A 19,538-nucleotide genomic window follows, 5' to 3' on the forward strand; every position below is an offset into this window, starting at 1 on the left:
CGGGCCGGGCGTGATACCGGCTATTCGCCGGCGCCGCGCCAGCCAACCCCGCAGCACGAGAGCGATCGCTGCCAAAATTTCTTGCCGATGCCCGGAACCGCCGAACCGATCCACGACCCCGCCGACGCCGCCAAGGACACGGCGGCGCCCGCGCGCGGCAAGGCCGGCGCAGCCAGGGGCAAGGCCGCCGCCTCCGGCACGTCTTCCGCGGCCGCGCGCCTGGCCAAGCTCGGCCTGCGCCGTCCCGTCGACCTGGTGCTGCACCTGCCGATGCGCTATGAGGACGAGACCACGCTGGCGCCGATCGCCGAGGCCATCCACCGCGCCGGGCTCGGGCTGCCGGCGCAGGTGGAAGGCGAGGTCATCTCCAACGAAGTCACGTTCCGGCCGCGCCGTCAGCTGGTGGTCAAGATTGCCGACGACAGCGGCGAGCTGACGCTGCGCTTCCTGAACTTCTACGGCAGCCAGACCAAGCAGATGGCCGAAGGCGTGCGCCTGCGCGTGCGCGGCGAGGTGCGCGGCGGCTTCTTCGGCGCCGAGATGGTCCACCCGACGGTGCGCCCGGTGGTGCCCGGCGAAGCGCTGCCCGACCGCCTGACGCCGGTGTATCCGTCTACCGCCGGCATCCCGCAGGCCTATCTGCGCAAGGCCATCGGCGGCACGCTGTCGCGCACGCCTATGCCCGAGACGCTGCCGCAGGCGGTGCTGGAGGGGCCGCTGGCACGCCTGCACCTGCGCCCCCTGGCCGACTGCCTGCGGCTGCTGCACGCACCCCCGCCGCAGGAGAGCGAGGCCGCGCTGGCCGACCGCTCGCACCCGGCCTGGCAGCGCATCAAGTTCGATGAACTGCTGGCGCAGCAGATCTCGCTGCGGCGCGCGCACGCGGCGCGGCGCGAAAAGACCGCGCCGACCATGCCGCGCCGCGAGGGCGGCCTGCTGACGCGCTTCCTGGCCGCGTTGCCGTTCCGGCTGACCGGGGCGCAGCAGCGCGTGGTGGAAGAAATCGCCGCCGACATGACGCGCCCGCACCCGATGCACCGGCTGCTGCAGGGCGACGTGGGCAGCGGCAAGACCATCGTCGCCGCGCTGGCGGCCTGCCAGGCCATCGATGCCGGCTACCAGGCCGCGCTGATGGCGCCCACCGAAATCCTGGCCGAGCAGCACTACCGCAAGCTGTCCGCGTGGCTGGAGCCGCTGGGCGTGCCGGTGGCGTGGCTGGCCGGCAGCCAGAAGGCGCGCGAGAAGCGCGAGGCCGTGGCACGCGTGGAATCGGGCGAGGCGCAGCTGGTGATCGGCACCCATGCGCTGATCCAGGACAGCGTGCGCTTTGCCAGGCTGGGGCTGTCGGTGGTCGACGAGCAGCACCGCTTCGGCGTGGCGCAGCGGCTGGCGCTGCGCGGCAAGGCCGGTGCCGCGGATGCCCCCGATGCAGCGGTAACCGCGGCCGAAACCGTGCCGCACCAGTTGATGATGTCGGCCACGCCGATTCCGCGCACGCTGGCCATGACTTACTACGCCGACCTCGATGTGTCGGTGATCGATGAATTGCCGCCGGGCCGCACCCCCATTGTCACGCGCCTGGTCAACGACGAGCGGCGCGACGAAGTGATCGGACGCATCCATCACGCCGCCGCCGAAGGCCGCCAGGTCTACTGGGTATGCCCGCTGATCGAGGAAAGCGAGGCGCTGCAGTTGCAGACCGCGGTGGAGACCTATGAAACGCTGGTGGCCGCGCTGCCGGACCTGCGCGTGGGCCTGGTGCACGGACGGCTGCCGCCGGCCGAGAAGGCATCTGTGATGGACGACTTCAGCGCCAACCGCATGCAGGTGCTGGTGGCCACCACCGTGATCGAAGTGGGCGTGGACGTGCCCAATGCCTCGCTGATGGTGATCGAGCACGCCGAGCGCTTCGGCCTGGCGCAGTTGCACCAGTTGCGCGGCCGGGTGGGGCGGGGCAGCGCCGAGTCAGTCTGCCTGCTGATGTATCAGGCGCCGCTGTCGCCCACCGCGCGCGAGCGCCTGGCGACCATGCGCGAGACCACCGACGGCTTCGAGATCGCCCGGCGCGACCTGGAGATCCGCGGCCCGGGCGAGTTCCTGGGCGCGCGCCAGTCCGGCGAAGCGATGTTGCGCTTTGCCGACCTGCAGACCGATGCGTGGCTGGTCGAATACGCGCAGGAGGCGGCTGAACTGATGCTGGCGCGCTACCCGGAAGCCGTGGAAGCGCACCTGTCGCGCTGGCTGGGTGGGCGCGAGCACTACCTCAAGGCTTGAATGCGGGCTGATTTTTCGATGGGATGTGCGCCAACCACCGCACCCGCCGGTTCGCCGCGGGCAATTCGGGCTGGCGCTCTGACAGAAGCGGCAATCGAAGGTAAAATCTATCGCCTACCGGAAATTGATAAGTCATGACGCTCACTGAACTCAAGTACATCGTCGCCGTGGCGCGCGAGCGCCATTTCGGCCGGGCCGCCGAAGCCTGCTTTGTGTCGCAGCCGACGCTGTCGGTCGCGATCAAGAAGCTGGAAGACGAACTCAACGTGCAGATTTTCGAGCGCGGCACCTCCGAGGTGTCGGTGACGTCGGTCGGCGAGCAGATCGTGGCGCAGGCCCAGCGCGTGCTTGAACAGACCATGGCCATCCGCGAGATCGCCAAGCAGGGCAAGGACCCGCTGGCGGGCCCGCTGCGCGTGGGCGTGATCTACACCATCGGCCCGTACCTGCTGCCGTCGCTGGTCAAGCAGATGATCGAGACCGTGCCGCAGATGCCGCTGATGCTGCAGGAGAACTACACCCACAAGCTGATCGAGCTGCTCAAGCAGGGTGAGATCGACTGCGCGGTGATGGCCGAGCCGTTCGCGGATTCGGGCCTGACGGTGCGCCCGCTCTACGACGAACCCTTTGTCGTCGCCGTGCCGCGCGGCCACCAGCTGGCGCAGGCGCGCGCCATCGACCCCGATGAACTGAAGCGGCAGACCATGCTGCTGCTGGGCAGCGGCCACTGTTTCCGCGACCATGTGCTGGGCGTGTGCCCGGAGCTGTCGCGCTTCTCGCAGGCGGCCGACGGCATCCAGAAGACCTTCGAGGGCTCGTCGCTGGAAACCATCCGCCATATGGTGGCCAGCGGGGTCGGCATCACCGTGCTGCCGCGCACCTCGGTGCCCGACCTGAAGGCCAAGGGCGACATGCTGTCCTATGTGCCGTTTGCCGATCCGGTGCCCGACCGGCGCGTGGTGCTGGCCTGGCGCAAGAGCTTCACCCGCCTGCCGGCCATGGAAGCGCTGGCCAACGCCGTGGCCGCGTGCGAGCTGGCCGGCGTGCGCAAGCTGGACGCCAAGGAGCTGGCCGAAGCGGCCTGATTGTCTTACCCCCGCAGTACCGGCAATTCCCTCGGCCGCACCGGAGATTCCGCTGCGGCCGTGTCGTTTCTGGCCCCGCAACGGGGCAACCTGGCTTCGGGCGGTCACTTTCCGCTGCGATAAGTTGCAGAAGTCCCAGATAGATTTGACCTAATACATAGGTATAAATGATTGAATTCTCAATTCGATAGATCATTGGTAGGCTGACTCCTGTCGGTGCAGATGGCATCGACCTGAGACAGGATCCGATGATGAGCACCAGCGCCCGGTTTTCACCAGCAACAACCAACGAGCGGCCGTTTCCCCTCCGCATGGGGCGCTGCCTGCTCGATTGCCTTGCCTGCTATGCCGCCGCGCTTTGATTCGGCGTTCCCTTTCAGCCTACCCACAAAGAGGAAAAGATGAGCAAGAAGGACACCCTTACCACTGCTGCCGGCGCACCCGTTGCCGACAACCAGAACTCGCAGACGGCAGGCCCGCGCGGCCCGATGCTGCTGCAGGATGTCTGGTTCCTCGAAAAGCTGGCCCACTTCGACCGCGAGGTCATCCCCGAGCGGCGCGTGCATGCCAAGGGCTCCGGCGCCTATGGCACGCTCAAGATCACCCATGACATCTCCAGGTACACCAAGGCTTCGGTCTTTGCCCAGGTCGGCAAGGAGACGCCGCTGTTCATCCGCTTCTCGACCGTGGCCGGCGAGCGCGGCGCGGCCGATGCCGAGCGCGACGTGCGCGGCTTCTCGATCAAGTTCTATACCGACGAAGGCAACTGGGACGTGGTCGGCAACAACACCCCGGTGTTTTTCGTGCGCGACCCGCTCAAATTTCCGGACTTTATCCATACGCAGAAGCGGAATCCGCGCAGCAACCTGCGCGACCCGATCGCGGTGTGGGACTTCTGGTCGCGCCATCCGGAATCGCTGCACCAGGTCACCATCCTGATGAGCGACCGCGGCCTGCCGCAGAACTACCGCCAGATCCACGGCTTCGGCTCGCACACGTACTCGTTTATCAATGCCAACAACGAGCGCTTCTGGGTCAAGTTCCACTTCAAGTCGCAGCAGGGCATTGCCAACTGGACCAATGAAGAGGCGGCCAGGGTAGTCGCCAACGACCGCGAGAGCGCGCAGCGCGACCTGTTCGAGAACATCGAGACAGGCAATTTCCCGCGCTGGAACCTGCGCGTGCAGATCATGCCGGAGGCCGATGCGGCCAGGTACCATATCAACCCGTTTGACCTGACCAAGGTCTGGCCGCACAAGGACTACCCGCTGATCGACGTGGGCGTGCTCGAGCTCAACCGCAACCCGGATAACTACTTTGCCGAGGTCGAGCAGGTGGCGATGAATCCGGCCAATATCGTGCCGGGCATCGGCTTCTCGCCCGACAAGATGCTGCAGGGGCGGCTGTTCTCGTACGGTGACACGCAGCGCTACCGCCTGGGGATCAACCACAACCAGATCCCGGTGAATGCGCCGAAATGCCCGTTCCACAACAGCTTCCACCGTGATGGCGCGATGCGCGTGGACGGCAACCAGGGCGGCAAGCTCAACTACGAGCCCAACCGCGAAAGCGCCTACGCTGCCAGCGAGCGCGCGATCGAGCCGCCGCTGGCGCTCGACGGCGCTGCCGACCGCTGGGACCACCGTGTCGATACGGACTACTACAGCCAGCCCGGCGCGCTGTTCCGCCTGTTCGACGAAGGCCAGCGCCAGCGCCTGTTCGCCAATATCGCGGCAGCCATGCAGGGCGTGCCCGAGGCGATCGTGCGCGTGCAGTTGGAGCACTTCACCAAGGCCGATCCGGCCTACGGCGAGGGCGTGAAGCGCGCGCTCAACCTGAAGTAGGCGGCAGCCTGGCGCGGCGCCCCCGGGCTGCCGCGCCGCGGAGAACGATGATGGCGATGATCCGGTTGTTTATCGACGAGTGGCGGCAATTGTGGCACGACGGGCATGACCAGCCCGCACGCGCCGATGCCGCGCGGCTGCGCCACAAGCTGTGGCGCAAGGAGGTCGGCGTTGCCGTGATCGTGCTTGGCGCCGCCGTGATGTTTATCGAAGTAGCACGGGGTTTGGCCGGGATTGCCGGCTAATGCAATAATGCGGGGTACCGCGCCGCCCGGCCCCAGATCGATGGCAAGCCCGGCGGCGCTCCTCGTGGCTTTACCAGAACGGAGCGTACCAACCATGGCAAAGAAGAATGAGATGAGCGTGAATATCGGTATTTCCGACAAGGACCGCAAGAAGATCGCGGAAGGCCTGTCCAAGCTGCTGGCGGACACCTACACCCTCTACCTCAAGACCCACAACTTCCACTGGAACGTGACGGGTCCCATGTTCAATACGCTGCATCTGATGTTCGAGACCCAGTACACCGAACTGGCGCTCGCCGTGGACTCGATCGCCGAGCGTATCCGCGCGCTGGGCTACCCGGCACCGGGCACCTACAAGGAATACGCCCGCCTGTCGTCGATCGCGGAAGAAGAGGGCGTGCCCGAGGCCACCGATATGATCCGCAAGCTGGTCGAAGGCCAGGAAGCGGTGGTGCGCACCGCGCGCTCCATCTTCCCGGTGATCGACGCCGCCGGCGACGAGCCCTCGGCGGACCTGCTGACCCAGCGCATGCAGACGCATGAAAAGACCGCGTGGATGCTGCGCTCGATGCTGGCCTGAGGCCTGCTGCCACCTCTGGCTGCACCGGCTGTCCCTTCTGCGGCGGCCGGGACTGCGCGTCGCAACCGTCCGGGCTGCGGCGCGTTTTCATTGAATCCTCCTTCCCGGATCCGCGCCGTGCACTCCCTCTCGCCGTTGCCCCCCACCCCCATGCTTGAACGCCTTTCCCTCTACGCGCGCCTGGTGCGCATCGACAAGCCGATCGGCACGCTGCTGCTGCTGTGGCCGACGCTGTGGGCCATGTGGATGGCCGCGGGCGGGCCGCCGGCGTGGGGGCTGTTCTGGATCTTCGTGGCGGGCACCTTCCTGATGCGCTCGGCCGGCTGCGCCATCAACGACTGGGCCGACCGCGACTTCGACAAGCACGTCAAGCGCACCAAGGAGCGGCCGCTGACCGCGGGCAAGATCGCCGCGTGGGAAGCGCTGGCCGTGGCCGCCGTGCTGGCCCTGGTGGCCTTTGCGCTGGTGCTGCCGCTCAATGCATTGACCAAATGGCTGGCGGTGGTGGCGGCGGTGGTGGCGGGCACTTACCCGTTCTTCAAGCGCTTCTTTGCGATTCCGCAGGCTTATCTTGGCATTGCCTTCGGCTTCGGCATCCCGATGGCCTTTGCCGCGATCCAGGACCAGGTGCCGCCGGTGGCGTGGCTGATGCTGCTGGCCAATGTGTTCTGGGCGGTGGCGTATGACACGGCGTATGCGATGGTGGATCGTGACGACGACCTGTTGCTTGGCATGAAGACTTCTGCCATTACCTTTGGCCGCTTTGACGTGGCGGCGATCATGATCTGCTACGCCGCGTTCCTGGCGCTGATGGCCTGGGTGGGGGTGTTGCTGGGGCTGGGGTGGCCTTACTGGGTGGGGCTGGTGGCGGCTGCGGGTTGCGCCGGCTATCACTACACGCTGATTCGCGATCGGGACCGGATGCGGTGTTTTGCGGCGTTCCGGCATAACAACTGGCTGGGGGCCTGTGTGTTCGCGGGGACGGCGGCGGCTTATGCGATTCGCTGATTAAGTCCTGGTGGTCTGCTTCCCTCTCCCCCGCTTGCGGGAGAGAGGGAAGAGACCAGTCGTGCAAGATTGTGCCTCAATCCTTCCCGAACTCCGCCCCCATCTCCTTGCCCCGGGCCGCGGCCGCGTGCATCGCGCGCACGAAGGCATCGGCGATGCCGGAGGCCTCCATCGACGTCAGCGCCGCATAGGTGGTACCACCCTTTGACGTCACGCGCTCACGCAGCGTCGACACCGGCTCAGGCGACTGACCCGCCAGGGTCGCCGCGCCACGGAAGGTCTCCACGGCCAGTTCGCGGCCCTGCTGTGCAGTCAGGCCCAGTTCCGTCGCGGCGCGTTCCATCGCTTCGATGAAATAGAACACATAGGCAGGGCCGCTGCCGGAAATGGCGGTGACCGCATCGATCTGGTCATCTCCATCCACCCACACGCATTTGCCGACGGCCTCGGCCACGGCGCTGGCAATCGCGCGGTCTTCGGCCGACAGCCCGGCCGGCGCGGCCAGCCCCGTCATGCCCATGCCCGCCAGCGCCGGCGTATTCGGCATCGCCCGCACCAGCCGGGTGCGCCCGTTCAGCCAGCGCTGCATGTCCTGCAGCCGGATGCCAGCGGCCACGCTGATCACCAGGTTGCCCTTGCCGCTGGCCGGCAAGATCGGCAGCAACTGCGCCGCGGCGTCGCGGAACTGCTGCGGCTTGACCGCCAGCACCAGCACGTCGCTGGCGCCCAAGGCGGCATCCGGCGCCCCGGCCGCATGCACGCCGAGATCGCGCGCCAGCCGTTGCTGGGCCTCGGGGAAGGGGTCGACCACGCGGATCGAGCCGGCCGGCACGCCGCGGGCGATCAGGCCGCCGATCAGTGCGGTGGCCATGTTGCCGCCGCCGAGAAAGCCAAAGGTAAGGGTATCGAGCATGGGGATCCGTTGGGGGGCTTGAAGGATATGGACCGGGCGCGCCGGGCTACGGATACTGGCGCGCTCCGAAAATGGCGGTGCCGATCCGCACCAGCGTGGCGCCCTCGGCGATGGCGGCTTCCATGTCGCCCGACATGCCCATCGACAGCGTATCGAGGTCCAGGCCGTCGGCGCGCAGCGCCTGCAGCATGGCGCGCATGGCCGCGAACGGGCAGCGCTGCGCGGCGGGTTCGTCCTCGGGCTCGGGGATGGCCATCAGCCCGCGCAGGCGCAGGCCGGGCAGCGCGGCGACGGCGTGTGCCAGTGCGGGTACCTCTGCCGGGGCGACGCCGCTCTTGCTGGCTTCGCCGCTGATATTGACCTGGATGCAGACCTGCAGCGCCGCCATGCCGGCCGGGCGCTGCGCCGACAGCCGCTCGGCGACCTTGAGCCGGTCGATGGCGTGCACCCAGTCGAAATGCTCTGCCACCAGGCGGGTCTTGTTGCTCTGCAGCGGGCCGATGAAATGCCATTGCAGGCGGTGGCGCAGGTCGGCCAGCGCGGCGATCTTGTCGACGCCTTCCTGGACGTAGTTTTCCCCGAATGCAAGCTGTCCGGCGGCGTATGCGGCCCTTATGCGGTCGGGGGGGACGCTCTTGGAAACGGCCAGCAGGGCGATGTCCCCGGGCTGTCTGCCGGCTTGTTGTGCGGCCGCCGCGATGCGCTGGTGAACGGCTTGCAAGTTGGCGGCAATTACAGACATAATCCGGCGAACATACAAAAGAGAGTACGCAAGGTACTGATAACTATTCAGGGTGGGGTCATTATAGATGGACATCGCGCAGCTATTGGCTTTCGCTGTCAAGAACAAGGCGTCTGATCTTCATCTGTCCGCGGACATGCCGCCGATGGTGCGGATTCACGGCGACATGCGCCGGATCAACGTCGCCTCGATGACGCACAAGGATGTCCACGCCATGGTGTACGACATCATGAGCGACACCCAGCGCAAGGCCTACGAAGAACGCCTCGAAATCGATTTCTCGTTCGAGATCGCCGGGCTGTCCCGCTTCCGGGTCAATGCCTATAACACCCAGCGCGGCGCCGCCGCGGTGTTCCGTACCATTCCCTCCAAGGTGCTCACGCTCGAAGAGCTGCGCGCGCCCGCGGTGTTTGCCGACCTGTGCATGAAGCCGCGCGGGCTGGTGCTGGTGACGGGCCCGACCGGCTCGGGCAAGTCCACCACGCTGGCGGCGATGGTCGACCATCGCAACGAGAACGACATGGGCCACATCCTCACGGTGGAGGACCCGATCGAATTCGTGCACAGCTCCAAGAAGAGCCTGATCAATCAGCGCGAACTGGGGCCGCATACGCATTCGTTTGCCAACGCGCTGCGCTCGGCACTGCGTGAAGACCCGGACGTGATCCTGGTGGGTGAGCTGCGCGACCTGGAAACCATCCGCCTGGCGCTGACCGCGGCCGAGACCGGCCACCTGGTCTTCGGCACGCTGCACACCAGCTCCGCGGCCAAGACCATCGACCGGGTGGTCGATGTGTTCCCGCCCGAAGAGAAGGACATGGTGCGCACCATGCTGTCGGAATCGCTGGAGGCGGTGATCTCGCAGACGCTGCTGAAGACGCGCGACGGCAATGGCCGCACCGCCGCGCACGAGATCATGATCGCCACGCCCGCGATCCGCCACCTGATCCGCGAGAACAAGATCGCGCAGATGTACTCCATGATGCAGACCAGCAGCGGGCTGGGCATGCAGACGCTGGACCAGTGCCTGTCTGACCTGATCAAGCGCAGCGCCATCAGCTACAACGACGCGCGCGCCATTGCCAAGAATCCCGACGCGTTCATGGGCTGAGGCCCGCTCCCTTGCAGGACACCGCCATGCTCGATCGCGAATCCGCCGCCAAGTACATCAACGACCTGCTGGAGCTGATGGTCGGCAACCGCGGCTCGGACCTGTTCATCACCTCTGACTTCCCGCCGGCGATCAAGGTCGACGGCAAGATCAAGCCGGTGTCGCAGCAGCCGCTGAATCCGACCCAGGCGCTTGGCCTGGTGCGCTCGGTGATGAACGAGCGCCAGGTGCAGGACTTCGACACCAGCCGCGAATGCAATTTTGCGATCACCGCGCCCAAGGCCGGGCGCTTCCGCGTGTCGGCCTTTATCCAGCAGGGCAAGGCCGGCATGGTGGTGCGCACCATCAATACGCGCATCCCCTCGGTGGCCGACCTGGACCTGCCGGCGACGCTGCATGAGGTGGTGATGGCCAAGCGCGGGCTGGTGATCGTGACCGGCGCCACCGGCTCGGGCAAGTCGACCACGCTGGCGGCTATGCTGGATCACCGCAACGCGCATTCGTACGGCCATATCATCACCATCGAGGATCCGATCGAGTACGTGCATGCGCACCAGAACTGCATCGTCACGCAGCGCGAGGTCGGCATCGATACCGAGTCCTGGCACGTGGCGCTGAAGAACACGCTGCGCCAGGCGCCCGACGTGATCCTGATCGGCGAAATCCGCGACCGCGAGACCATGGAGTACGCGATGCAGTACGCCGAGACCGGCCACCTGTGCCTGGCCACGCTGCACGCCAACAACGCCAATCAGGCGATCGACCGCGTGGTCAACTTCTTCCCCGAGGAAAAGCGCCAGCAGCTGCTGATCGACCTGTCGCTGAACCTGAAGGCGATGATTTCGCAGCGCCTGCTGCCGCGCGCGGGCCGCAAGGGGCGGGTGCCTGCGGTGGAGATCATGATCGGCACGCCGCTGGTGGCCGACCTGATCTTCAAGGGCGAGATCCACGAGCTCAAGGAAGTCATCAAGAAGTCGCGCGAGCAGGGCATGGTCTCGTTCGACCAGGCGCTGTTCGACCTGTACGAGGAAGGCAAGATCACCTACGAGGACGCGCTGCGCAACGCTGACTCGCTCAATGACCTGCGCCTGATGATCAAGCTGCACAGCGCGAGCGCCAAGGACACCGACCTGGGTGCCGGCACCGAGCATCTCAACGTCATCTGATTCGTGCACGGCGATGCGCATGGCGTTATGCTTGGGCCACGCAAGGGCCAGTTCCGGCCCCAGGAGTCTGCCATGAGCAATGTCTACCAGTTCGAAGCCAACTCGCTGGCCGGCCAGCCGGTGCCGCTGTCGCAGTTCCAGGGCAAGGTGATGCTGGTCGTCAACACCGCCAGTGAATGCGGGTTCACGCCGCAGTATGAGGGCCTGCAGAAGCTCTACGACGAATACCACGGGCGCGGCCTGGAGGTGCTGGGCTTCCCGTGCAACCAGTTCGGCAAGCAGGAGCCGGGCGATGCGCAGCAGATCGGCCAGTTCTGCGAAACGCGCTTTGCGGTGCGCTTCCCGATGTTCGCCAAGATCGACGTGAACGGTGCCGACGCCCATCCGCTGTACCAGTGGCTGACCACGGAAAAGCGTGGCGTGCTCGGTACCCAGGGCATCAAATGGAACTTCACCAAGTTCCTGCTGCGCCGCGACGGCACGGTGTTCAAGCGCTATGCGCCGACCACCAAGCCCGATGAGCTGCGCGCCGATATCGAGAAGCTGCTGTCCGATCCCGCGGCCTGAGGCTCAGGTTCCGCTGGCGCGCACCGCGCGCAGGAAACCATTGAGCGAGCGGTCGGGCGTTTCATGGAAGTGGTCGTCCAGCATGCGAAGGGCGCGGCAGCGGTCCAGCCGGAAGCTGCGGTAGTCCGAGCGCGTGGTGCACCACGTCGCCAGCAGCCAGGCATTGCCCCAGAAGAACAGGCCCAGCGGCATCACCACGCGTTCGGTGATGCGCTGCTGCGCGTCGCAGTAGTCGAGCAGCAGCAGCTTCTGCTCGCCCAGCGCGCCGTGCACCACGTCAAAGGCCTCGCGCACATGCGCCTGGTTGACGTATTCCGGCGCGAACACTCGGCTTTGCTGCGCCGCCAGCCGGCGCGGCGGCGGCAGCGCGGCCATCAGCTTTTCCAGCGCGGGATCGGCCGCGGCGGCCAGCGCGCCGCCGCCCCAGGCTTTCAGCAGGCGCAGGCCGGCGACCAGCGCTTCCACTTCCATGGCGGTGAACATCAGCGGCGGGACATCGAAGTCGGCGCGCAGCCGGTAGCCGATGCCGGCCTCGCCCTCGACCGGCACGCCTGACAGCGACAGCGCCTGGATATCACGGTAGACGGTGCGTTCCGACACCCCGAGCCGCTGCGCCAGCAGCGCCGCCGTGGTCAGCCGGCGGCCGCGCAGCACCTGCACGATCTGGAACAGGCGGTCGGCGCGGCGGCTCATCGGGGGTGGCTTGCCATTGGGTTCAACCGGCCACGGGCTCGTGCAGCCCGATGCGGTTGCCTTCGCTGTCGGTGATATGGGCGATGCGGCCGATCTCGCCCGGCAGGCGCAGCGGCCCGAACACGGTCTTGCCGCCGGCGCGCGCGGCGCGCTCCAGCAGCACATCCAGTTCCGGCGCATGCAGGTACGGCACCGCGCCGTAGTAGTTGCTGGGACGGTAGCCTTCGCCGGCCACCAGCGCGCCGCCCGGGTCGGGGTGGGGGAACACGGCCATGTCGACCTGGCTCATGGTCTCGCGGCGCAGCTGGATGTCGAACACCTGCTCGTAGAAGCCGACCGCGCGGTTCATGTCGACGACAGGGATTTCCAGCCAGTTGATCAGACGGTTGCTCATGACAGACTCCTTGGTTCCGGGTGAAGGGGAGTGAGGAGTTCGCATCATGCGCGGGGGCTGCTGACAGCGTCCTGTCAGGAGCGTGTCAGTGTGGCATCCACGCCGCCATCACCGGCACCATGATCGCCGTCAGCACGCCGTTCAGGCCCATGCCCAGCGCGGCAAAGGCGCCGCCTTCCTGGTTGACCTGGAAGGCCCGCGCGGTGCCGATGCCGTGCGCCGCCACGCCGGTGGCGAAGCCGCGCACGCTGTAGTCGCGGATGCGCAGCAGGTTCAGCACGCTGGTGGCGCTGACCGCGCCGATGATGCCGGTGGCCATCACCAGCACCGCCGTCAGCGACGGCAGCCCGCCGATCTTCTCGGCCACGCCCATGGCGATCGGGATCGTCACCGACTTGGGCGCGAGCGAGCGCACGGTCTCCGGCGATGCGCCCAGCAGGTAGGCAATGCCCACCGCCGAGACCACTGCCACCACCGAGCCCGCCACCAGCCCCGCCAGCAGCGGGAACACATGGGTGCGCAGCTTGGGCAGCTGCAGGTACAGCGGCACTGCCAGCGCCACCGTGGCCGGCCCCAGCAGGAAGTGCACGAACTGCGCGCCGTCGAAGTAGGTCTTGTAGGGCGTGCCGGTGACGGTCAGCACCGTGACCAGCAGCGCCACCGCGATCATCACCGGGTTGGCCAGCGGCGAGAAGCGCGATTTCTCGTAGATGCGGAAGGCGAACACATAGGCCAGCAGCGTGGCGGTCAGCCCGACCAGCGGGCTGGCCGCCAGGTAGACCCAGATCTCGTTCAGGCGGGGCGACATCATGCTTGTTCTCCCTTCGCATCGGCGTGCGGGGCGTCGGTGCGCTTGCGCATCAGCAGGCGCGTGACCACGGCGGTGGTGGCGATGGCCAGCCAAGTGGAGACCACCAGCGCCACCAGGATCGGCATCCATTCGCCTTCGATGCGGTTGGCGTGGACCATGATGCCGACGCCGGCCGGGACGAACAGCAGTGACAGGTGCTTGAGCAGTTCGCTGGTGGTGCCCTGGATGATGGGCAGCAGCCGATCGTCGAAGGCAAGCCAGCCGAACAGCAAGATCATGCCCAGCACGGGGCCGGGCACCGGCAGGGTCAGCGCGTAGCTGATCACCTCACCGACGGACTGGAAAACCAACAGGATTGCAAAGGTCTGGAGCATGGGGGCGTGGCGTTTGGTCACAGGTGCGCGGCGCGCGTCCGGAAGGGATGCGCGCTGCCGCCCATGCTGCCTGCCCGCGCTAGCCGAGCATCTTGTCGACCAGTTCGATCCAGTGCATCACCGGGGTGCCGGTGCCGCTCTGCAGGTGCGAGATGCAGCCGATATTGGCCGAGACGATGGCTTCGGGCTGCGTGGCCTGCAGTTTGGCGAGCTTGTCGTCGCGCAGGCGGTAGGCCAGTTCCGGCTGCAACACCGAATAAGTGCCTGCCGAGCCGCAGCACAGGTGGCTGTCAGCGCAGAGTTTGACTTCCACGCCGAGGCCGGTCAAGAGCGCTTCGACTTTGCCGCGGATCTGCTGGCCGTGCTGCAGCGTGCAGGGCGGGTGGTAAGCCACGCGCCGGTTGTCGCGCGGGACCGCGCCGGCCAGGGTGTGCAGCTCGTCGGCAAAGTCCGGCAAGACTTCGGACAGGTCGCGCGTCAGCGCCGATACGCGGCGGGCGCGCTCGGCGTACTTCGCATCATCGCGCAGCAGGTGGCCGTAATCCTTGACCATCGCGCCGCAGCCCGAGGCGGTCATCACGATGGCTTCGGCGCCGTCCTCGATATGCGGCCACCAGGCGTCGATATTGCGGCGCATATTGTCGAGGCCGCCGTCGTGGTCGCCGGTGTGGAAGCGGATCGCGCCGCAGCAGCCGGCTTCGCGCGCCACCAGCAGTTGTACGCCGACACGGTCGAACACGCGCGCAGTGGCGGCATTGATGTTGGGCGACATTGCCGGCTGCACGCAGCCGTCGAGCAACAACATCTTGCGTGCATGCACATTGCGCGGCCACGTGCCGGGCGCGGCGGTGCTGGACAGCGCCGGCACCTTGTTGCGCAGCGTGCCCGGCAGCAGCGGCCGCATCATCTGGCCCAGGCGCAGCGCCGTGCCGAACAGCGCCGGGCGCGTCAGCCCCTCGCGCAGCACCCAGCGCGCGATGCGCTCGCTGGCGGGGCGCCGCACGCCTTCGGCCTCGAGCTTGTCGTCGACCAGCTTGCGGCCGATATCGACCAGGCGGCCGTAGCGCACGCCCGACGGGCAGGTCGATTCGCAGTTGCGGCAGGTCAGGCAGCGATCCAGGTGCAGGCGCGTGCTTTCGGTGATGGCATGGCCTTCCAGCACCTGCTTCATCAGGTAGATGCGCCCGCGCGGGCCGTCCAGCTCATCGCCGAGCAACTGGTAGGTGGGGCAGGTGGCGGTGCAGAAGCCGCAATGCACGCACTTGCCGACGATGGATTTGGCTTCCTCGCCTTCGGGCGTGTCGCGGAGAAAATCGGCCAGGGTCGTTTGCATGGTGTGGAGAGGTTGTGCCTGAGCGTGTCTGGACCTGCAGGATCAGAGCCCGGGGTACATGCGCTGCGGGTTGAAGATGCCGGCCGGGTCGAAGGTCTCTTTCAGGCGGCGGTGGATCGCGGCCAGCGGCGAGGCCAGCGGCGTGAACACGCCCACTGACTTGTCGCCGTTGCGGAACAGCGTGGCATGGCCGCCGGCGGCCTGCGCCACCGCGCGCACGCTTTCGGCATCGGATTTGCCGGTGCCGTCCTCGGGCAGCCACCAGCGCTGGCCGCCGCCCCATTCGATCAGTTGCGAGCCGGGCAGCTCCAGCGGCGCGGCGGTGGTGGGCACCGCCAGGCGCCACAGCGCGCGGCCCGCCTGGGCGGGGGCGAAGAACGGGTGGGTCTGCTCGCGCAGCGATTGCCACAGCGCCGCGGCCTGCGCGGCGTCCACGCGTTCGCCGCCCAGCCTGGCGCACGCGGCACGCACGGCGGCGGTGGCGCCGGCCAGGCGCACATGCAGCACGCCCGCGTGCCAGGCGGAAGACGCCAGCGGCAGCGGCTGGCCGCCCCACCGGTTCAGGTGCCCGATGGCATCGGCCTGCGCCAGGTCGAAGCGCAGCGTGGCCTCGTCGAACGGTGCCGGCAGCACCTTGACCGACACCTGCAGGATCAGCCCGAGCGTGCCGAGCGAGCCCGCCAGCAGCCGCGACACGTCATAGCCCGCCACGTTCTTCATTACCTGGCCGCCGAAGTCCATCACCTCGCCGCGTCCGTCCATCAGCTGCGCGCCCAGCATGAAGTCGCGCAGCGCGCCCACCGACTGCCGGCGCGGGCCCGACAATCCCGCGGCCACGGCGCCGCCCAGCGTCGCGGTGCTGGCCTGGCCCGGCAGTGCGAAATGGGGCGGCTCGAAGGCCAGCATCTGGCGCCTTTCGGCCAGCGCCGCCTCGATCTCGGCCAGCGGCGTGCCGCAGCGCGCGGTGATCACCAGCTCGGCCGGGTCGTAGTCGACGATGCCGGCATAGGCGCGCGTGTCCAGCAGCTGACCTGCGGCGGGCTGGCCGTAGAAGTCCTTGCTGCCGCCGCCGCGCAGCCGCAGCGCGGTGCGGGTCTCGGTGGCTTGCCTGACGGCGTCGCGGATGGCGTCGAGGGTGGCTTGCATATGCGTCGTGGGGTAGGGAAGGCCGGCTCAGGAGCCGGCAGGTCCGCCGGGCACTTCCGGCCGGTCGTTCCGGTATTCGGGCAGCTGGCTGCCGCAATGCTTGCAGTAGCCGGCGTCGGGTTCGTGGCCCTCGGTCAGGCAATGCGTGCAGGTGCGCGTGGTGAGCGGCCGCTTGAGGATGCTGGCGGCCAGCTCGGCGCCGACGATGCCGGTGGGGAAGGCGATGATGCCGTAGCCCAGCAGGATGGTCAGCGAGGTGATGAACTGCCCCAGCGGGGTCTTGGGCACCATGTCGCCGAAGCCCGTCGTGGTCAGCGTCACCACCGCCCAGTACATGCTGACCGGGATGCTGGTGAAGCCGTGCTGCGGACCTTCCACCACGTACATCACCGTGCCCAGGATCACCGTGATGATGAACACCGTGCCCAGGAACACGAAGATCTTGCGCCGGCTGTTGACCAGCGCGCGGTACAGGATCTCGGCTTCCTCGAAGTACACGGTCAGCTTCAGGATCCGGAACACGCGCAGCAGCCGCAGCAGGCGCACGTCGATCAGGAAATGCAGCTCGGGCAGGAAGAAGGCCAGCCAGGTCGGCATGATCGAGATGAAGTCGATGATGCCGTAGAAGCTGAACACATAGCGCCACGGCCGGCGCACCACCAGGATGCGCATCACGTACTCGGCCGTGAAGAACAGCGTGAACATCCATTCCAGCACGGTGAACGGCAGCCCCAGGCGGTTGTTCACCGCGGGCAGGCTGTCGAGCATCACCACCATCACGCTGGCGACAATGGCCAGCAGCAGCGCGACATCGAAGAGCCGGCCCTCGCGGGTATCGGCCTCGAAGACAATGGTGTACCAGCGCTGGCGCCAGCCGGTCCCGGGCTGGCCCAGGCGCTGGCGGATGAACGCTTCCTGCTGCTGGCGTCGGCGTGGGGTGGACATGGCGTGGCTCAGAAGCGCGGCAGCTCCGGGTGCGGCAGCAGGCCCCGCTTCACATGCATCTTGCCGTATTCCGCGCAGCGCGCCAGCGTGGGGATGGCCTTGTCCGGGTTGAGCAGTCGCGCCGGGTCGAAGGCGGCCTTGACGCCGAAGAAGGCGTCGCGCTCGGCGGGCGAGAACTGCACGCACATCGAATTGAGCTTTTCCACGCCGACGCCGTGCTCGCCGGTGACGGTGCCGCCCAGCTCGACGCAGGTTTCCAGGATGTCGGCGCCGAACAGCTCGGCGCGGTGCCATTCGTCCTGGTCCGCGCCATCGAACAGCACCAGCGGGTGCATGTTGCCGTCGCCGGCATGGAACACGTTGATGCAGCGCAGGCCGTATTTGTGCTCCATGGCTTCGATGCGCTTGAGCAGCGTGCCGATGTGCTTGCGCGGGATGGTGCCGTCCATGCAGTAGTAGTCCGGCGAGATCCGGCCGGCGGCGGGGAAGGCGTTCTTGCGGCCGCTCCAGAAGCGCAGGCGCTCGGCTTCGTTCTGCGAGACCACGATGCGGGTGCAGCCCGACGCCGTCAGCACCGCGCTCATGCGTTCGATTTCCTCGGCCACTTCTTCCGGGGTGCCGTCGGATTCGCACAGCAGGATGGCGGCGGCATCCAGGTCATAGCCCGCATGCACGAACTGCTCGACCGCGGCGGTGGCGGGCTTGTCCATCATTTCCAGCCCGGCCGGGATGATGCCGGCGGCGATCACTTCGGCCACCGCGTTGCCGCCTTTCTCGACATCGTCGAAGCAGGCCATGATCACCTGCGCCAGCTGCGGCTTGGGAATCAGGCGCACCGTGACCTCGGTGACCACGGCCAGCATGCCTTCGGAGCCGATCAGCACCGCCAGCAGGTCCAGGCCCGGCGAGTCGGGGGCCTCGGAGCCGAATACCACCACCTCGCCCTCCATCGTCACCGCGCGCACGCGCAGCACGTTGTGCACGGTCAGGCCGTACTTCAGGCAGTGCACGCCGCCGGAGTTCTCGCTGACGTTGCCGCCGATGGTGCAGGCGATCTGCGAGGACGGGTCCGGCGCGTAGTACAGGTTGTGGGGTGCGGCGGCGTCGGAGATCGCCAGGTTGCGCACGCCCGGCTGGACCACCGCGGTGCGCGAGTACGGATCGACCGACAGGATGCGCTTGAACTTGGCCAGCGACAGCACCAGGCCCTCGGCGATCGGCATGGCGCCGCCCGACAGGCTGGTGCCGGCGCCGCGCGGCACCACCGGCACGCCCAGCTTGTGGCACAGCCGCAGGATCGCGCAGACCTGTTCCTCGGTATCGGGCAGGGCCACGGCCATCGGCACCTGGCGGTACGCGGCCAGGCCGTCGCATTCATAGGGAACGGTGTCTTCCGGCTTCCACAGCAGCGCGGCATCCGGCAGGATCTGCGCCAGGCCGGCCAGCAGCGCGCTGCGGCGGCCTTCGGCCGTGGCAGGGGCGCCGTCGGGGGCTATGGTTTGGGCTTCGTGCGGGGCATTCATGAACGACTCCTGTGGGGCCTCCCGGATGGCGGCCGGTGCGCGGCCTGCCGGTCGCGGCAATGCAGGGCCTGCCGCGGAGGACGGGTGACTATAGCGCAGGGCACCCGGCGCGGGCACCACGGGAGACGTGAATTCCGCATGGCAGGCCGATCAAAAATGCTCATCATGGCTGCGCGGGAAATCATGCCTGGCATGGGACGCAAGTCCAGCGTACACCGCGGCGCGGGTGCAGGGAAGCCGGCCCGGCCCGGCTCAGCGTGCCGGCGGCCGCGGCAGGAAGCAGACCATGTCGAGCTTGTCGTGGAAGTGCGGCGCGACGTACAGCGCATCCGGCTCCCGCCCCGTGCGCACGAACCCGAGCGACTCATACAGCCGCACCGCGCCCGTGCTGCCGGCATTGACGCACAGCGTCACCTGGCGCACGCCCGGCATGGCGGCGGCCTGTTCCATGGCCCGGTCCATCAGCGCGCGGCCGAGCTTGCGGTCGCGCCAGCCCGGGGCCACGTACATGCCCCAGATAAAGGCCTTGTGCCGGTGCTTGGCGTTTTCCTCGCGCATCACCCCGACCACGCCGGCCAGCGCGCTGCCATCGGTGCCGTCAACGAAGGCGCCGAACACGGCCTTGCCCTCGGTGGCGGCCAGGCGACCGGCGACGACTTCCAGCGGCCGGTCCTGTTCCTCCTCCAGGCTGGCTGCGAAGGCCTCCGGCGCTTCGGCCAGGCCTTGCAGCCGCAGCGCCTGGAAGGCGGCGGCATCGGCGGGGGTCAGCAGGCGGATTTCCATG

20 protein-coding genes are annotated in these 19,538 nt (G+C 67.6%); 9 read left to right on the forward strand and 11 right to left on the reverse strand.

The features are described 5' to 3' along the window. Positions 1-87: 87 nt before the first annotated feature. The 6 genes from recG to ubiA all read left to right on the forward strand — a co-directional run bounded on the left by recG (position 88) and on the right by ubiA (position 7,036). Entirely contained in the window at positions 88-2,274 is a 2,187-nt protein-coding gene (gene recG / locus A3A5_RS0115690; RefSeq protein ID WP_018311506.1) for an ATP-dependent DNA helicase RecG, read from the forward strand. Positions 2,275-2,408: 134 nt separating this feature from the next. After that, complete coding sequence (locus A3A5_RS0115695) at positions 2,409-3,359, forward strand: LysR substrate-binding domain-containing protein (RefSeq protein ID WP_018311507.1); 951 nt, start codon at positions 2,409-2,411, stop codon at positions 3,357-3,359. Between the two features lie 401 nt (positions 3,360-3,760). After that, positions 3,761-5,203, forward strand: coding sequence for a catalase (locus A3A5_RS0115700; protein ID WP_018311508.1), 1,443 nt, complete (start codon positions 3,761-3,763; stop codon positions 5,201-5,203). Between the two features lie 47 nt (positions 5,204-5,250). Beyond that, positions 5,251-5,448, forward strand: a complete 198-nt coding sequence (locus A3A5_RS0115705) for a hypothetical protein (protein ID WP_018311509.1) — start codon at positions 5,251-5,253, stop codon at positions 5,446-5,448. Positions 5,449-5,542: 94 nt separating this feature from the next. Further along, positions 5,543-6,028, forward strand: coding sequence for a Dps family protein (locus A3A5_RS0115710; RefSeq protein ID WP_018311510.1), 486 nt, complete (start codon positions 5,543-5,545; stop codon positions 6,026-6,028). A gap of 150 nt (positions 6,029-6,178) precedes the next feature. Beyond that, positions 6,179-7,036: a 4-hydroxybenzoate octaprenyltransferase gene (gene ubiA, locus A3A5_RS0115715; protein ID WP_018311511.1), complete on the forward strand. Its 858-nt coding sequence runs from the start codon at positions 6,179-6,181 to the stop codon at positions 7,034-7,036. 76 nt (positions 7,037-7,112) lie between these two features. On the opposite strand, the gene proC is transcribed toward ubiA, so the two are convergent. Then, positions 7,113-7,949: a pyrroline-5-carboxylate reductase gene (proC, locus tag A3A5_RS0115720; RefSeq protein ID WP_018311512.1), complete on the reverse strand. Its 837-nt coding sequence runs from the start codon at positions 7,947-7,949 to the stop codon at positions 7,113-7,115. A gap of 46 nt (positions 7,950-7,995) precedes the next feature. Continuing rightward, positions 7,996-8,691 carry a YggS family pyridoxal phosphate-dependent enzyme gene (locus tag A3A5_RS0115725; RefSeq protein ID WP_018311513.1) on the reverse strand — a complete coding sequence of 232 codons (696 nt, stop codon included), beginning with the start codon at positions 8,689-8,691 and terminating at the stop codon, positions 7,996-7,998. A 67-nt stretch (positions 8,692-8,758) separates the two neighbouring features. Between A3A5_RS0115725 and A3A5_RS0115730 the strand changes: the two genes are divergently transcribed. The 3 genes from A3A5_RS0115730 (at position 8,759) to A3A5_RS0115740 (ending at position 11,535) form a co-directional block, all read left to right on the forward strand. Further along, positions 8,759-9,802, forward strand: coding sequence for a type IV pilus twitching motility protein PilT (locus A3A5_RS0115730; protein ID WP_018311514.1), 1,044 nt, complete (start codon positions 8,759-8,761; stop codon positions 9,800-9,802). Positions 9,803-9,828: 26 nt separating this feature from the next. After that, positions 9,829-10,968, forward strand: a complete 1,140-nt coding sequence (locus A3A5_RS0115735; RefSeq protein ID WP_018311515.1) for a PilT/PilU family type 4a pilus ATPase — start codon at positions 9,829-9,831, stop codon at positions 10,966-10,968. A 72-nt stretch (positions 10,969-11,040) separates the two neighbouring features. Further along, positions 11,041-11,535 carry a glutathione peroxidase gene (locus tag A3A5_RS0115740; RefSeq protein ID WP_018311516.1) on the forward strand — a complete coding sequence of 165 codons (495 nt, stop codon included), beginning with the start codon at positions 11,041-11,043 and terminating at the stop codon, positions 11,533-11,535. Positions 11,536-11,538: 3 nt separating this feature from the next. Here A3A5_RS0115740 and A3A5_RS0115745 read toward each other — a convergent pair whose 3' ends face one another. From A3A5_RS0115745 to A3A5_RS0115785, 9 genes are all read right to left on the reverse strand, one after another. After that, positions 11,539-12,228, reverse strand: a complete 690-nt coding sequence (locus A3A5_RS0115745) for a YafY family protein (RefSeq protein WP_018311517.1) — start codon at positions 12,226-12,228, stop codon at positions 11,539-11,541. Positions 12,229-12,250: 22 nt separating this feature from the next. Further along, a complete protein-coding gene (locus tag A3A5_RS0115750; RefSeq protein ID WP_018311518.1) occupies positions 12,251-12,622 on the reverse strand; it encodes a VOC family protein in 372 nt (123 codons plus the stop codon). 85 nt (positions 12,623-12,707) lie between these two features. Beyond that, on the reverse strand, positions 12,708-13,433 hold the full coding sequence (locus tag A3A5_RS0115755; RefSeq protein ID WP_018311519.1) for an LrgB family protein: 726 nt from the start codon (positions 13,431-13,433) through the stop codon (positions 12,708-12,710). Continuing rightward, complete coding sequence (locus A3A5_RS0115760) at positions 13,430-13,807, reverse strand: CidA/LrgA family protein (protein WP_018311520.1); 378 nt, start codon at positions 13,805-13,807, stop codon at positions 13,430-13,432. Before A3A5_RS0115760 ends, A3A5_RS0115755 begins: the two co-directional genes overlap by 4 nt. A 79-nt stretch (positions 13,808-13,886) precedes the next feature. Continuing rightward, entirely contained in the window at positions 13,887-15,140 is a 1,254-nt protein-coding gene (gene glcF / locus A3A5_RS0115765) for a glycolate oxidase subunit GlcF (protein WP_018311521.1), read from the reverse strand. Positions 15,141-15,182: 42 nt separating this feature from the next. After that, positions 15,183-16,286, reverse strand: a complete 1,104-nt coding sequence (gene glcE, locus A3A5_RS0115770) for a glycolate oxidase subunit GlcE (protein ID WP_018311522.1) — start codon at positions 16,284-16,286, stop codon at positions 15,183-15,185. A gap of 27 nt (positions 16,287-16,313) precedes the next feature. After that, entirely contained in the window at positions 16,314-17,231 is a 918-nt protein-coding gene (locus A3A5_RS0115775) for an ion transporter (protein WP_018311523.1), read from the reverse strand. Positions 17,232-17,239: 8 nt separating this feature from the next. Further along, positions 17,240-18,754 (reverse strand): FAD-linked oxidase C-terminal domain-containing protein, encoded by a 1,515-nt coding sequence (locus A3A5_RS0115780; RefSeq protein ID WP_018311524.1) that lies wholly within the window; start codon positions 18,752-18,754, stop codon positions 17,240-17,242. 252 nt (positions 18,755-19,006) lie between these two features. Beyond that, complete coding sequence (locus A3A5_RS0115785) at positions 19,007-19,537, reverse strand: GNAT family N-acetyltransferase (RefSeq protein WP_018311525.1); 531 nt, start codon at positions 19,535-19,537, stop codon at positions 19,007-19,009. Between the last annotated feature and the right edge of the window lies 1 nt (position 19,538).

It is taken from the genome of Cupriavidus sp. UYPR2.512, from assembly GCF_000379565.1.
Lineage (GTDB): Bacteria > Pseudomonadota > Gammaproteobacteria > Burkholderiales > Burkholderiaceae > Cupriavidus.